The sequence below is a fragment of the Ensifer sesbaniae genome (assembly GCF_013283665.1).
GTDB classification, from domain to species: domain Bacteria; phylum Pseudomonadota; class Alphaproteobacteria; order Rhizobiales; family Rhizobiaceae; genus Ensifer; species Ensifer sesbaniae.
In genome coordinates, this window is sequence record NZ_JABEKU010000001.1 from 2,463,692 (window position 1) to 2,477,095 (window position 13,404).

A 13,404-nucleotide genomic window follows, 5' to 3' on the forward strand; every position below is an offset into this window, starting at 1 on the left:
AGTGCGAAGCGGTTTTCCGTCCGGAATTGCGGCACTCCAATCAGTTGTCGGGCCGCAAATGTGGGCCCGAACTCCCTCGCCGCGCGCTCACGGCTCCGCAAGCGAGATTTCCCGGCGACCCGAAAATTCGCGCCATATGATCCATGTCATTCAAACCATGAACCATTGTGCTCCAATGGGGTTGGATACCCTTGCGCTCATGGAGGATGGTTTGAAAACGGAAATCGAACTCAAGCTCGAGCTCTCTGCCGAAGATCTTGCCCGCTTCGCCGAGTCCCACTTCCTCGGTGAGCCGGCGCGCATAGAGCAGCAACGGTCCGTCTATTTCGATACCCGCGGCCGCGATCTCTACCAGTCGGGCTTCACGCTGCGCATCCGCACGGTCGGCACGGCGCGCATCCAGACGATCAAGGCGACCGGCCCCGGCGCCTCGGTCTTTGCCCGTCCGGAATGGGAGCAGCCGCTTTCCGCCGACGAGCCGGTCGTCGATCACACCACCCCGCTTGCCGCCGAGTTCGGCCTGGAGCCCGATGACCTGGAGCCGCACTTTGCCGTCGAGGTCGAGCGCAGCACCTGGGAGGTCGAGCAGGACGGCGCGAGGATCGAAGTGGTGCTCGACCGCGGCATGGTCACCGCCGGCAGCCGCCAGACCGCCGTCGGCGAGATCGAACTCGAGCTGAAGGACGGCGACCCGAAGGCGCTTTTCACCCTCGCCCGCCGCATCGAGGCGATCGTTCCCATACGCTTCGGCGTTCTCTCCAAGGCCGAGCGTGGCTTCCGCCTGATCGACGCCCAACCGGTCGTCTTCAAGGCGGAACCGGTCGAGCTCGACCGCGAGATGCGGGTGACGAAGAGCTTCCGCACCATCGCGCTTGCCTGTCTTAGGCATTACCGCCTGAACGAGGACGTGCTGCGTGAACGCCGGAACCCGGAGGCGCTGCACCAGGCCCGCGTCGCCCTTCGCCGCCTGCGCTCGGCCATCTCGCTCTACAGGGATTTGCTTGGCGACGAGGAGAGCCAGCGCATCAAGGGCGAGCTGAGATGGCTGACCGCCGTGTTCGGCAAGACCCGCGACGTCGACGTCCTCCTGACGCGTGACCCGGAGCCGGAATTGCGCGACCACTTGAAGACGGCGCGCGCCGCCCGCTACGCCGAAGTCTTCGAGGCGCTCGACGGCGCACGCGGCCGCGCCCTTCTCTTCGATCTCCAGCAATGGCTGCACTGCGGCGACTACCTGTCGACGCCGCCCGCCGAGCTTCGCGACCGGCCGGTGGCCGATTTTGCCGAAGCCGCTCTCGACCGGGCGCGCCGCAAGCTGAAGAAGCATGGCCGCGCGCTGGCCAAGGTCAGCGACGAGCAGCGGCACGAGGCCCGCAAGGATGCGAAGAAGCTGCGCTATGCCGCCGAGTTCTTTGCCGCGCTCTTTGACGACAAGCGGGGCACGAGGCGCCACAAGCGCTTCATCGAAGCCATGACCGGATTGCAGGACCGGCTCGGCACGCTGAACGATCTCGTCTCCGGGCCGCTGGTGCTCGGCGAGATCGGCCTCGAGGATCACCCGGACGCCGAAACGCTGGTCGTGCACGCCGACAAGGACAGGCTGATCGACCAGGCGCAGAACGCGCTCGACGACGTGATCGACGCCAAGCGCTTCTGGCGGTAACGAACGGCCCGCGCGCGGCCGATGGCGTGGGCTATCCCTGCCGGTGCGCTGCCATCGCCTGGTCGAGCCGTGCTGCCAGCACGTCGCTTACCGGCACCATCGGCAGGCGCATTTCCGGGCTGTCGATCAGTCCTGAACGCCAGAGCCAGTGCTTGATCGGCCCCGGGCTCGGCTCGGCAAACAGCAGCCTGGGCAGATCGGCAAGACGCTGCCAGTCGGAAAGCGTCCGGGCATGAGCTGCCGCTCAGTCCGGGCATGAGCTGCCGCTCAGTCCGGGCATTCCGCGCCCGTGTGCACCCAGGCGGCGATCAGCGCGGCCAGCTCCGGCTGAGACCCGGGCGGCGCGCTGCGGCCCTCGCCCGGATGCCAGGCCCAGCCGACGAGATGGTCCTCGCCCATGTGCTTGACGAGATCGGCATGGGAGCGGTTGCCGTTGCGTTCCGTGTCCTTCACCTGCCGGCAGATCTCGCCGACGGTGAGGCCCTGCCAGGCCATGCTTTCGGGCGCCAGTTGCCAATGGGCGTTGCCGGGAATGGATTTGAGCCGGCTGCCGACGATCCCGCGGTTCTCCGCACCGTGGCAGCTGCTGCAGGCAAGGCCGGCCGGTCCCATCGAACTGTCGGCGGCGATCATCAGCGGCACATGCGGGTGCATGTCCTCGCCCTGCGTCGGGCTGCGTGTCGCCGGATGGCAGTTGATGCAGCGCGGATGAGTCAGCACACGGCTTGCTTCAGCAAAGATCGCCTTCGAGCGTTCCTTGGCATCGGCGATCGACGAGAACTCGGAGACCGCCTTCAACGCGCCGCCACCGGATGTTTCGGCATAGCCGGTGATGGGCGCAAGGGCGGCAACGAGACCGGCCGCAGCGAGGGCGGCGACAAGCGAGAGAGTAAGCGTTCGCTTGGTCACGGTCACACCCTCCTGAGATCGGTCTGGTCGATCGGCAAAGTCCGGAGCCGCTTGCCGGTCGCGGCATGGATCGCATTGAGGAGCGCCGGCGCCACACCCGGCGTGCCCAGCTCGCCGATGCCGCCGGGCGCCTCGGTGCTCGGCACGATGTGCACCTCGATCGGCGGCGTCTCATGGATGCGCAGGACGGGGGAATCGTCGAAATTGCCCTCGACCACCGCGCCGTTTTCGACGGTGATGCGGCCGTAGAGTGCGGCGCTCAGGCCATAGACGACGCCGCTCTGGATCTGTGCCTCCACCGTGTCCGGATTGATCACCTGGCCGCAATCGATGGCGCAGACGATCCGCTCCGTCCGGAACCGGCCGTCCTCGCCGATGCTGACCTCGGCGATCGTCGCGGCGAAGCTGCCGAAGTCCTCCGTCAGCGCGATGCCCCTTCCCTTGCCTTCTGGAAGCGCCGTCGACCAGGAGGCCTTTTCGGCGACGAGGTTCAGCACGGCGAGAAGCCGGGGCTTGTGCTGCAGCAGCCGCCTTCGATAGTCGAGCGGATCGATGCCCGCAGCATTGGCCAGCTCATCGATGGCGCCTTCGATCGGCGGGATGTTGCGCGTCGCCCCGACCCCGCGCCAGTTGCCGGTCAGCATGCCGTCCGGCGCCTCGTGGCGGGCGAAGTCCGTGTAGCGGTTGGGGATCTGATAGGGCGATTCCGCCCCCGCCATCTGGTCGAGGTCGATCCCGTCCTTGGTGAAGGCCGGCAGCCAGCGCGCCATGACCGAGGGCCCGATGACCCGGTGGCGCCACGAAACGGGCATGCCGTCGGGACCGAGCGTCGCCGTCACCTTGCTGTAGTTGAGGTAGCGATAACAGTCGTGGCGGATATCTTCCTCGCGGCTCCAGGTCACCTTCACCGGGCCGGCGACCTGCTTGGCGATCTTGGTCGCCAGGATGACGCCATCGACATCGAGCCGCCGGCCGAAGCCGCCGCCGAGCAGATGGTTGTGGACGACGACCTTTTCGACCGGCAGGCCGGTGACGTCGGCGGCAACCTGCCTCGCCCGCCCCATGACCTGGGTTCCCACCCAGACCTCGCAACTATCGGGCCTGACATGCACCGTACAGTTCATCGGCTCCATGGTGGAATGGGTGAGGATCGGCATGCGGTAGATGAATTCATGTACCGGCCCGTGCTCCGCCTCAGCCTTCGCCACGTCGCCCTCGTTGATGTGCCGCAAGGCCTCGCCGTCGATCGCCGCGTCCATGCGGCGCTCGAGCTCGGCCTGCGAGACCGTGGCGCTCGGCCCCGGATCCCATTCGATCGAAAGCGCCGCAAGCCCTTTTCGCGCCGCACCGGTATTGTTGGCGACGACCGCGAGGGCCTCGTCGATGCGAACCACCTGGGCGACGCCCTTGACCGCCATGGCCGGAGCCTCGTCGACCGCGCGCAGCTTGCCGTTGAAATGCGGACAGATCGCGATCGCCGCATAGGACACACCCTGCGGCCGGGCGTCGATGCCGAACTTCGCGGTGCCGTTGACCTTTTCCGGGCTGTCGAGGCGGCGCACGGGCTTTCCGATCACCCGGTAGCTCGATGCCGCTTTCAGCGGCACCTCCTGCGGAACGGCCTGGGACGCCGCCGCCGCGATCAGGCTGCCATAGGCGGCCCGCCGGCTGCCGCCGGTCTCGATCACGTGTCCGGCCTCGGCCTTGCAGGCGTCGGGCGAAATCCCCCAGTCGGTGGCCGCAGCACTCACCAGCATGATACGGGCCGTGGCACCGGCCTTGCGCATCTGTTCGTAGATGCCGCGAATGGCGAGCGAGCCGCCTGTGATCTGGTCACCGAGCAGCGGATTGGCATATTGCTTGGGATCGGCGGGCGCATGCTCCAGCACCACCTGGTCGAGGCCGACCTCCAGCTCTTCGGCCAGCATCATGGCGACAGCGGTATAGATGCCCTGCCCCATTTCCACCGACGGCATGATGAAGGCGATCTTGCCTTCCAGCGGGATGCGGATGAAGGCGTTCGGCGCGAATGGTTCCGTGGCTGCGGCCGACGGCTGCGGCCTGAGGCCGATCACCAGTCCGGCCCCCGTCAAGGATGCGCCGATCAGAAGCTGGCGGCGCGATAAGGCAAGGTTGGCCCTGTCGAAAATGGACATCTCATCACCCCTGTGCTGCCAGCTTGATGGCGGCGCGAATGCGCGGATAGGTGCCGCATCGACAGATGTTCCCGGCCATGACCGCGTCGATGTCGTCGTCGCTGGGCTTCGGATTGGCGGCCAGCAGCGCGGCCGCGGACATGATCTGCCCGGATTGACAGTAACCGCACTGGACCACGTCGATATCGAGCCAGGCCTGCTGCACCCGCTTGCCCTCGGGCGTGTCGCCGATGGCCTCGATCGTGGTGATCTGTTTTGCGGCGGCGTCGACAACCGGCGTCACGCAGGAGCGCACGGCCTGGCCGTCGACATGCACCGTGCAGGCGCCGCACATGGCGATGCCGCAGCCGAACTTGGTTCCGGTAAGCCCGATCGTGTCGCGCAGGACCCAAAGCAGCGGGATGTCGCCGTCCACATCGACGGCATAGTTCTTTCCATTGACCGTGAGATTGTAAGGCATGTGTCCATCGGCCGGAGCCGTCCCCTGTACATGCGAAGGCGCGAAAGTACCAGCAGGGGCAGCGATCGCCCAAATTACATTCTTGTGAGGTCGAGGGGGGAAGCCGCCGCCGCGGTCGGCGGCGCGTCGCGCGTTTCATGGGACGAGAGCCCTGAAACGGTATCGGGATGCGCCGCGGCTGGTGGTCCAGCTCCGGCACATCCCGATGATAATCAAGGAGAATTTTTCAGGCGATCTCAGACGAGATGGGTCTCGACATCGATGTTACCGCGCGTCGCCTTGGAGTAAGGGCAGATCTCGTGGGCGGCGTGGATGATTTCCTGGGCGACGTCGCGGTCGAGGCCTTCCAGGCGAACGTTCATCCGGGCGCGCAGGAAGTAGGAGCCGTCGTCGACGTTCAGGTCGATCTCGGTATCGACCTCGGGGCCGGCGGGAAGCTTGACCTTGCGCTGCAGCGCAGCCAGCTCGATCGCGCCGATGTAACAGGCCGACCAGGCGGCGCCGAACAGGTTTTCCGCGGCCGGATGCGGCTGCGACAGCTTCAGTTCCAGCGTGCCGTCGCGGCTCACGGTGCCGCCGTTGCGGCCGCCGGTATTGTGGGTCGTGCCGGTGAAAAGGAGCTTCTCGGTCATGTCGTTTTCCTCTCTGTTCGTTTTTAATCGTATCCGTTTCAATCGGATGCGATGTATATAGATGAAGCCGGAAACGGCGTCAATACCATTGCGATTTAATCGGATGCGATTTATATTAAGTGCAGAGACGGAAAGAGAAAAAAAGAGGACACCCCATGCCTATGTCCAAGACAGCGAAAGCCCCAGAGACCACGCCGGCAAAGGGCGGCAAGAAGCTCTCCACCTTCCTGTGCTTTGCGATCTATTCGGCAAACCTCGCCTTCGGCCGTGCCTACAAGCCTCTGCTCGACAAGCTGGGCCTGACCTATACGCAATACGTGACCCTGGTGGCCCTCTCGGAGGAAGACGGCCAGACGGTCAGCATGCTCGGCGAAAAGCTCTTCCTGGAATCGAACACGCTGACGCCGATCCTCAAGAAGCTCGAGGCGGACGGCTACCTGCAGCGCCGGCGCGATCCCGCCGACGAGCGGCAGGTGCGCCTCACGCTCACGCCGGCCGGCCGCGACCTGGTGGATGCGGATCCCGGCTCCGCACTCATCGACGCCATCGGCCTCGGAGACGAGTTTGAAACGGTGCAGCAATCGGTGGCAAGGCTGCGCGACAACCTGCTGCGCTCGGGCCAGCCTGCACCCCGCAAGGAATAGCCGAGCCCCAATTCCGGGGCTCCGTTCACGCGATCGCGACGATCTCGAGTTCCTGGTCGCCGACGCTCATGACGTCGCCGACCGCCTTGCCCATGAGGAGTCTTGCCACCGGCGAGACATAGGAGATCGATCCCGCCTTGGGGTCCGCCTCGTCCTCGCCGACGATGCGGTACGTCTGCACCCGGCCATCGTCGCGGCTGAACGTAACCGTGCTGCCAAAGGCGACGATCTCGGCCGAGCTGGGCTCCGGCATGAGCTGGGCGGTGCGCAGCCGCTCGTTCAGGTAGCGCAGATCGCGCAAGGGCCCCGCCTGCTGGCGGCGTTTCTCGTTGACGTCGTCGACCGCGGCCGCCGCCTCATAGGCCACGCGTGCCTCCCGAAGCTGCGCCTCCAGGGCCTTCAGCCCGGCTTCCGTCACCAGGTTCGGATGCGGCGAAATCGGGCGATCCGGCAACAGCGTTTCCGCGGCGGTTTCGGCACTTTCTTCCTTGGTGAAGGCAACGCTCAATCTCAAGAACTCCGTCTGACTGCAATCGGCTTTCGGCGCCGGCTCCAATATCGGTCCGTCGCCGGGCAATCAACTCTATCGCATTTTCGCCCGCGGTGCCTGCCCGTCGCTCGTCCCCAATTCCTGCAGCCGGGGTTTGCAGACAGGTTCCCTAGGCACCCAGGCCCTTGATTGTATCGCCAAAGCTGAGATCTACACCCACCCGATCGAAACGTCGCATCGGATCAATCACGTCCTCGGCCCCGCCGCCCTTGCCGTCCAGGCACTTTCGCTCGGCGCGGAAGACGGTGATCACCGCAAGGAAATACAAATCGTCGCGGCATCTTGCTCGACGTCGTGCTGGTCACACCCCGCGCGTCCGTCCGAACGCCCGCAGCAACAGGTTCACCGAAACGGCGACCTTGTCGATGTCCGGGACGTCCCGCGAATAGCGCCCGGTATAGAGCTTGACGATCATCTTGTCGCGCTCCGATCCGCGCAGGTCGAAATGGAGATGGAGGTAATAGCGCCGCTTGTCGCCGGAGCGGCTGATGTCGCCACGGCGCTGCGTCGCCTGCCTTAGCTCCGCATCGATCGGCTCAAAGCCGTCCAGGTTCAATTTCACCTGCGGGGATCGGAACCGTGTTTCCGTCGGAACCGCGACCACCGCCTTTTCGAGCGAGAGGCTCACCACGCGGCCGGTGGTCCCGTCGACCCTTACGGGCTCGTCGAGCTTGAACGCCTGAAAGAGGCGCCGCGGCTTTTCGAAACAAATCAGCGAGGCGATGACGAGCACGACGACGTTGATCCCCGACCAGAGTGCCGCGATCGCCGAAAACGCCCCCTGTATCCGCGCCGTTTCCGGAACGATGTTGATGACGAGACCGGTGGCGGTGACGGCGATAAAGCCGGCAATCCAAGTGAAGGTATAGGCGTCGAAGGAGCTCTCCTCGTTGCCGCTCCCCTTGGGTGTTACCTTGAAGGGCTTGCCGAACGGCCGCACCAGGCTGGAGATCACCGTCGGCAACATGCGGAAGGCGGCGAAGGTGCCAATGGCGCTGGAGACCACTGGCAGATAGCGGGTCGGCGTGATCCAGAGCATCAGCAGGAAATAGGCGGCAAGCACCGGCACCTGGTTCGAGACGTAGTCGGCGACATCGGTAAAGTAGAGCGGCAGCGCCCCGAGCCAGAGATAGACGATGGGGACGAGGAGCACGGCGAAGCGGACCAGGTATTGCACCAGCCACGACATCGGCAGGAACATGATCCGCTGGAAGAGGGAAAGCCCCGGCCCGCGCAAGGGCCCGTTGTGCAGGTAGAGCGTCTGGATGCCGCCCTGGCACCAGCGCTCGCGCTGGACGAAATAACCGGTCAGGTTCTCGGCCGCCAGCCCCATCGACAGCCGTTCGTTCAGGTAGCGGGTCTTGTAGCCCTTGTTGAGCATGGACAGTGTGGTCAGCAGGTCCTCGGTGATCGATTCCGTCGGAAAGCCGCCGATCGCATCGATCGCCTTGCGGCGAGCGATCGAGCAGGAGCCGCAGCAGAAGCTCACGTCCCAGCCGTCGCGGCTCGGCGCAATCTCGTCGAAGAACAGGCGCTGCTCGTCCGGCCATATGTTCTCGAGCCCGAGATTGGACTGCACCGGATCGACGTTGAAGAAATGCTGCGGTGTCTGGACGATGCCGACGGTCTCGTCGGAGAAGAAAGGCAGGGTCCGCCTCAGGAAGTTGCGATAGGGCACGAAGTCCGCATCGAAGATCGCGATGAAGTCGCCGGAGCTGACACGCAAGCCGTTGTTCATATTGCCAGCCTTGGCGTGCGCATTGTCGCTTCGCGTGACATGAACCGCCCCGTGGGCTTCGCAAAAAGTCTTGAGCCAGTCACGACGGCCGTCGTCGAGCACATAGACCTTCAGCTTGTCCCGGGGATAGTCGAGCGCCAGCGTCCCGACGATCGTCCTTTCCAAGACATCGAGCGGTTCGTTGTAGGTCGGGATGAAGACGTCGACCGTGGGCAGGTCGCTGTGCCGCCGCTGGAAGAACGGCCGGCCAAGCCGATCCGCCTCGGCGCTGCGATCGACGTAGCGGCTCATCAGGATGAGAAAGAGGACGACTTCCGAGAAGGCCAGAAGCTCGACGACGAAGATAAACCAGACCCAATAGAAGTTAATGCCGTCATTGGGATAGGGAAGAACCGTTTCGGTCAGGCGCCAGACGATATAGCGCAACGCCACCGCGGCAACAAATGCGCAGGTGACCGCGCGAGTCCAGGTTCGACGGCGCGACCAGTTGGACGGCCCGATAAGAAAGAAGGCAATGACCACCAAGGTCGGCGTGAGCGCTAGAAGAGACTGAACCACAGGCTTTCGATCCATTGCGACAGCCGAATGGCGCGTTTGGGAATCCGCACCTGCACTGATCGGCCGACCTGACAGAAATTGGCGAAGTCGGAATTCAGTGCCGAGGGCGCGAGCAGGATGCGGATGCGGGCATTGCGATCCTCCGTTTCCGGCTCTTTGGCAGCCAGCGAGTCCTTTTCGACGACGGCCGAGGAGCCCTTGACCGACTGCACCTTGCCTTTGAAGACATCGGCCCGCCCGAAGAGCCGAATCTCCGCCTCGCGGCCGGCATAGATCTCGTCGTAGTCGACTTCGGGCACGAGGATATCGACGAACAGGTCCCGGCAGTCGAGAATGCGCATCATTTCGCTGTTCAGGATAACGTTGGAGCCGCCGACGATATTTCTGCTCCAGACCACGCCGTCGAACGGCGATGGGATCGTTGCCGATTCGAGATCACGAACACGCCTTTCCTCTTCCCTCATCTGCTGTTCGGCCTGGCTCGCCCGCGTTCTGTTCTCTGCGATCCGCGTGTTGAGGTCGTTGATGCGAACAAGCACCTCATCCTGGCGTTGGCGGGAATAGGGGACATCGTTCTGGCCGTCACCGCCAATGAATATACCCTGCCGCACGGCGTCGAGCCGCTGCTGCAGCAACTCGACCGACAGGTTACTGATCTCGAGCTCACCGCCGGCCGCGGCGCCGGCGGCCTCGGCCGACTCCACCATCTTGCGGGTGAAGATACCCTTCGATTCCAGGTCCGACCGGCGGTCGAGCTCCACCCTGGCCACGATATCCTGGGCACGCGAGACTTCGACCCGCTTCTGCAGGACTTTAAGTTCGCGCTCCAGGCTGGCGATGGTCTTGCTCTTGAAAACGTCGAGTCGCCCGGCAAGCTCGTCGCGCAATCGGATCAGTTCGTCCCGCTCTTGCTCGAGTGCCGCGACGCGGTCGACAGCAGTCCGGTGTTCAGCGCGGAGCGACGCGAGGATTGCTCGATTGACCCGAACGTTACGGATAGTCGCGATTGCCTCGCCCTCGGCCACCGGAGTGCCGATCCGTGGCGGTGGGGCGGCAATCTCGCCGTCTATCGGCGCGTTGATGATCGCGAACCGCGCATTGACTGTTCCGTCCAGGCTGGTGAAACCAGTAACCCCAGGCAACAGGACCGCGGCGGCAAGCAGCAGCAGCAGAATGCCGACGGCGATACGCGTTATGCGATGGTTCAGAAGTCTCATTGCGACCGCCACAGAGCTCGAAACATCTTGTCTTCTCTTACAGTCCGACAGATGTTACTTGCCGGAGTGCACCAGACCACCGGCAAAATTTAAGGGTTGATCGTTCCGAAAGCCTGCTTCAGCGCCGAGCGGTGTAAGACTTGGATCTCTGGGTGACGGGCAACAGGTGATTTCCGCGCAACGCCCTTCGAGGTCAACGTTGGTGTCACAATCCATCAGATGATGGGCACGGAACGGGAAATTACACCGATACCGGCTCGCGCCCCTTGCCCGCTTCCTCGCTGAGCCAGGCGATCACCGTCTGGAGTGCCGGCGATTTGCGATAACGCGGCCAGACGAGATAGAAATCCGAGGGCCCGGACATCGACCCCGCGAAAATGCGGACGAGGCGGCCTTCGGCAATGTCCTGCGCCACGAAATCGCCATTGGCGAGCACGATCCCCTGGCCGGCGATCGCCGCCTCGATGGCGTGCGAGGTCTGGTTGAAGCTGATGCCCTTGAACGAGGCCTGCCGGCTCCCGCCGAAATGCCGCTCGATGAATTCCGGCCAGAAGTTGTGCGCGTCGTGCAGCAGCGTGTAGCCGGCAAGCTCGTCCGCAGTCTCCGGCACCGCCCGCCCGGCCATCAGCATCGGACTGCAGACCGCGACGATCTCCTGTTCGAACAGGAGTTCCACCGCCAGCCCCGGCCCGAAGGGCGGCCGCCCGTAACGCACCGCCAGGTCCACGCCATCGGCCTGGAAGTTCGACATGCGGTCGGTCGCGAGAATGTGCAGGTCGAGATCCGGGTGGCGCGCGGTGAAATCCGGCAGGCGCGGGATCAGCCATTTCGAGGCGAAGGATGGCGTGGTGCTGATCGTCAGCCGCACCGGCTGCGGCTTCAGCCCGTCCGTCGCCCGGGCGATGATCTCGAGCGCGCGCCTGATATCGGCGATATAGCCGCGCCCCTCGCCCGTCAGCGCCAGCATGCGCGGCAGCCGTTCGAAGAGTTTCACCCCAAGCTCGGCTTCGAGCCCCCGGATCTGCTGCGCGACCGCCCCTTGCGTGACGCCAAGCTCCTCGGCCGCCAGCCGAAAGTTCAGGTGGCGCGCGGCCACCTCGAACACTTTCAGTCCATTCAGCGAAGGGAGCTTTCCGGGCGCGTCACTCATCCGATAGTTTTTCTACTGGCATAGGAAAGCGAAACTGCTTCGTCGTTACGTCCCAGAGATGGTATTTCAATTGCAATACCAGCACAATCGGCACCAGGCCGAATGCGACGAGAGAGGATGGAACCATGGCAGTAGTAGAAAAAGTGGCAGTCATCACCGCTGGCGGCAGCGGCATGGGCGCCGAAAGCGCGAAGCGCCTGGCCGCCGACGGCTTCAAGGTCGCGATCCTGTCGTCCTCCGGCAAGGGCGAGGCGCTCGCCGCCGAGCTCGGCGGCATCGGCGTTACCGGCTCCAACCAGGTAAATGACGACCTCAAGCGCCTCGTTGACGCGGCCATGGAAAAGTGGGGCCGGATCGACGTGCTGGTCAACAGCGCCGGCCACGGCCCGCGCGCCCAGATCCTCGAAATCACCGACGAACAGTGGCACACCGGCCTCGACGTCTACCTGATGAACGTCATCCGCCCGGTCCGCCTCGTCGCGCCGATCATGCAGAAGCAGAAGGCGGGCTCGATCGTCAACATCTCCACGGCCTGGGCCTTCGAGCCGTCGCCGATGTTCCCGACCTCCGCCGTCTTCCGCGCCGGCCTCGCCGCCTACACCAAGATCTTCGCCGACACCTACGCCGCCGACAACGTGCGCATGAACAACGTGCTGCCCGGCTGGATCGACAGCCTGCCGGCAACCGAGGAGCGCCGCGACGCCGTGCCGATGAAGCGCTACGGCACCAGCGCCGAAATCGCCGCAACGATCGCCTTCCTCGCCTCGGACGGCGCCGGCTACATCACCGGCCAGAACATCAAGGTGGACGGCGGGCTGATGCGTTCGGTGTGAGCGGCTGGTGAGGTCGCAGGGCGGCGCTGTGGGTGAGCCCGCGGCGCCACTGAAACATAGGGCCGGTGCGAGCGGCTTACTTCGGAAACAGGAAGGTCAGCGTCGCGCGCACGCCCCAGCTCGGCGCGCCCTCCGGCGCCTCGGCATAATATTTCCCGCCGATCTGGGCGCTCAGCATCTGGTCGCCCACCTTGAAGACCTGCGAGACGCCGAGGTTGATCGGCACCGTCCATTGATCGGTCTCCCAGTCGTAGGTCGACTCCGTGTTGAGTGTCACGGTCGCACCATGGCCGAAGCCGTAGGACAGGAAGGGTTGCAGGAAGGTCTGACTCACATCCGCCCGGTCACCCTCGCCGGCAACGCTCCAGATGTGGTTTCCAAGCACGCCGACGGTCCACAGTCCCTCCTGCTTCAGCACGACCGCCGTCGGGCCAATGCCGAACTTGCCGGTGCCGAGGAAATCGTCGGTGGCGGTCGGGATCAAAAAGGCCGGACCGACACCCCAGACGATACCCGAAGGGCCGGGATTGGTCGGCGACAGGAAAAGGCTCTGGGTGATGTCGCCGAGCCCAAACGTATTGCCGTCGGGCGGCGGCAGGTAGTCGCGATAGGAGATCGGCAGGATCGTGCGCGAGATCAGGTTCCAGTCCGCGTTCAGCGAGATGGGAATGACCGGCTGGACGTTGAGCGTATAGGAGAAGCCATCCTCCTCCGCGCCGGCGCGAAGATCGAAATTGCTCTGGAACGGCACGCTGATCAGGTCGGCGACCGGGTTCGAGAGCTTCTTTGCGAGTTCGTCCGCATCCTGGGCCGCCGCCTGCTGCCCCTGGATGGCGGCAGCGACAAGCACCGCCACCCAAATACTGGCTCCTACCTGCCCCACGCGCAATTCCC

At 64.6% G+C, this 13,404-nt stretch carries 13 protein-coding genes and 1 pseudogene; 3 read left to right on the forward strand and 11 right to left on the reverse strand.

Features of this window, described 5'->3' with window-relative positions; genetic code table 11:
* The first annotated feature begins 211 nt into the window (after nucleotides 1-211).
* Nucleotides 212-1,663: a CYTH and CHAD domain-containing protein gene (locus BHMPCIPO_RS12025; protein ID WP_246304300.1), complete on the forward strand. Its 1,452-nt coding sequence runs from the start codon at nucleotides 212-214 to the stop codon at nucleotides 1,661-1,663.
* Nucleotides 1,664-1,694: 31 nt separating this feature from the next.
* On the opposite strand, the pseudogene BHMPCIPO_RS32845 reads toward BHMPCIPO_RS12025, so the two are convergent.
* The 5 genes and pseudogenes from BHMPCIPO_RS32845 to BHMPCIPO_RS12045 form a co-directional block, all read right to left on the reverse strand.
* Nucleotides 1,695-1,871 (reverse strand): annotated as a pseudogene (locus tag BHMPCIPO_RS32845) (4-hydroxy-tetrahydrodipicolinate synthase); the annotation flags it as partial.
* A gap of 59 nt (nucleotides 1,872-1,930) precedes the next feature.
* Complete coding sequence (locus BHMPCIPO_RS12030; protein ID WP_210266439.1) at nucleotides 1,931-2,572, reverse strand: Isoquinoline 1-oxidoreductase subunit; 642 nt, start codon at nucleotides 2,570-2,572, stop codon at nucleotides 1,931-1,933.
* Nucleotides 2,573-2,574: 2 nt separating this feature from the next.
* Nucleotides 2,575-4,728: a xanthine dehydrogenase family protein molybdopterin-binding subunit gene (locus BHMPCIPO_RS12035; protein WP_173516963.1), complete on the reverse strand. Its 2,154-nt coding sequence runs from the start codon at nucleotides 4,726-4,728 to the stop codon at nucleotides 2,575-2,577.
* A gap of 4 nt (nucleotides 4,729-4,732) precedes the next feature.
* Nucleotides 4,733-5,188 (reverse strand): (2Fe-2S)-binding protein, encoded by a 456-nt coding sequence (locus BHMPCIPO_RS12040; protein ID WP_173516964.1) that lies wholly within the window; start codon nucleotides 5,186-5,188, stop codon nucleotides 4,733-4,735.
* A gap of 236 nt (nucleotides 5,189-5,424) precedes the next feature.
* Nucleotides 5,425-5,820: an Ohr family peroxiredoxin gene (locus tag BHMPCIPO_RS12045; RefSeq protein WP_173516965.1), complete on the reverse strand. Its 396-nt coding sequence runs from the start codon at nucleotides 5,818-5,820 to the stop codon at nucleotides 5,425-5,427.
* Between the two features lie 155 nt (nucleotides 5,821-5,975).
* On the opposite strand from BHMPCIPO_RS12045, the gene BHMPCIPO_RS12050 reads away from it, so the two are divergent.
* Complete coding sequence (locus BHMPCIPO_RS12050; RefSeq protein ID WP_173516966.1) at nucleotides 5,976-6,464, forward strand: MarR family winged helix-turn-helix transcriptional regulator; 489 nt, start codon at nucleotides 5,976-5,978, stop codon at nucleotides 6,462-6,464.
* Nucleotides 6,465-6,489: 25 nt separating this feature from the next.
* Here BHMPCIPO_RS12050 and greA read toward each other — a convergent pair whose 3' ends face one another.
* From greA to gcvA, 5 genes are all read right to left on the reverse strand, one after another.
* Entirely contained in the window at nucleotides 6,490-6,972 is a 483-nt protein-coding gene (greA, locus tag BHMPCIPO_RS12055; RefSeq protein WP_173516967.1) for a transcription elongation factor GreA, read from the reverse strand.
* Between the two features lie 151 nt (nucleotides 6,973-7,123).
* Nucleotides 7,124-7,282 carry a hypothetical protein gene (locus BHMPCIPO_RS12060; protein WP_173516968.1) on the reverse strand — a complete coding sequence of 53 codons (159 nt, stop codon included), beginning with the start codon at nucleotides 7,280-7,282 and terminating at the stop codon, nucleotides 7,124-7,126.
* A gap of 33 nt (nucleotides 7,283-7,315) precedes the next feature.
* Nucleotides 7,316-9,310 carry a glycosyltransferase gene (locus tag BHMPCIPO_RS12065; protein ID WP_173518155.1) on the reverse strand — a complete coding sequence of 665 codons (1,995 nt, stop codon included), beginning with the start codon at nucleotides 9,308-9,310 and terminating at the stop codon, nucleotides 7,316-7,318.
* Complete coding sequence (locus BHMPCIPO_RS12070; protein WP_173516969.1) at nucleotides 9,292-10,527, reverse strand: HlyD family secretion protein; 1,236 nt, start codon at nucleotides 10,525-10,527, stop codon at nucleotides 9,292-9,294. The genes BHMPCIPO_RS12065 and BHMPCIPO_RS12070 overlap by 19 nt, the downstream gene beginning before the upstream one ends.
* A gap of 241 nt (nucleotides 10,528-10,768) precedes the next feature.
* Complete coding sequence (gene gcvA / locus BHMPCIPO_RS12075; protein ID WP_173516970.1) at nucleotides 10,769-11,677, reverse strand: transcriptional regulator GcvA; 909 nt, start codon at nucleotides 11,675-11,677, stop codon at nucleotides 10,769-10,771.
* A 125-nt stretch (nucleotides 11,678-11,802) separates the two neighbouring features.
* On the opposite strand from gcvA, the gene BHMPCIPO_RS12080 reads away from it, so the two are divergent.
* The gene (locus BHMPCIPO_RS12080; protein WP_173516971.1) at nucleotides 11,803-12,510 is read left to right on the forward strand and encodes an SDR family oxidoreductase; all 708 of its coding nucleotides are present in this window, start codon (nucleotides 11,803-11,805) and stop codon (nucleotides 12,508-12,510) included.
* 76 nt (nucleotides 12,511-12,586) lie between these two features.
* Here BHMPCIPO_RS12080 and BHMPCIPO_RS12085 read toward each other — a convergent pair whose 3' ends face one another.
* Entirely contained in the window at nucleotides 12,587-13,399 is an 813-nt protein-coding gene (locus BHMPCIPO_RS12085) for a transporter (RefSeq protein ID WP_210266441.1), read from the reverse strand.
* Between the last annotated feature and the right edge of the window lie 5 nt (nucleotides 13,400-13,404).

Excerpts from the sequence above, each read along its gene's own strand:
- BHMPCIPO_RS12045 (WP_173516965.1), bottom strand. The coding sequence starts at position 5,820 with ATGACCGAGAAGCTCCTTTTCACCGGCACGACCCACAATACCGGCGGC.
- gcvA (WP_173516970.1), bottom strand. The coding sequence starts at position 11,677 with ATGAGTGACGCGCCCGGAAAGCTCCCTTCGCTGAATGGACTGAAAGTG.
- BHMPCIPO_RS12040 (WP_173516964.1), bottom strand. The coding sequence starts at position 5,188 with ATGCCTTACAATCTCACGGTCAATGGAAAGAACTATGCCGTCGATGTG.
- BHMPCIPO_RS12050 (WP_173516966.1), top strand. The coding sequence starts at position 5,976 with ATGCCTATGTCCAAGACAGCGAAAGCCCCAGAGACCACGCCGGCAAAG.
- BHMPCIPO_RS12070 (WP_173516969.1), bottom strand. The coding sequence starts at position 10,527 with ATGAGACTTCTGAACCATCGCATAACGCGTATCGCCGTCGGCATTCTG.
- BHMPCIPO_RS12080 (WP_173516971.1), top strand. The coding sequence starts at position 11,803 with ATGGCAGTAGTAGAAAAAGTGGCAGTCATCACCGCTGGCGGCAGCGGC.
- BHMPCIPO_RS12035 (WP_173516963.1), bottom strand. The coding sequence starts at position 4,728 with ATGTCCATTTTCGACAGGGCCAACCTTGCCTTATCGCGCCGCCAGCTT.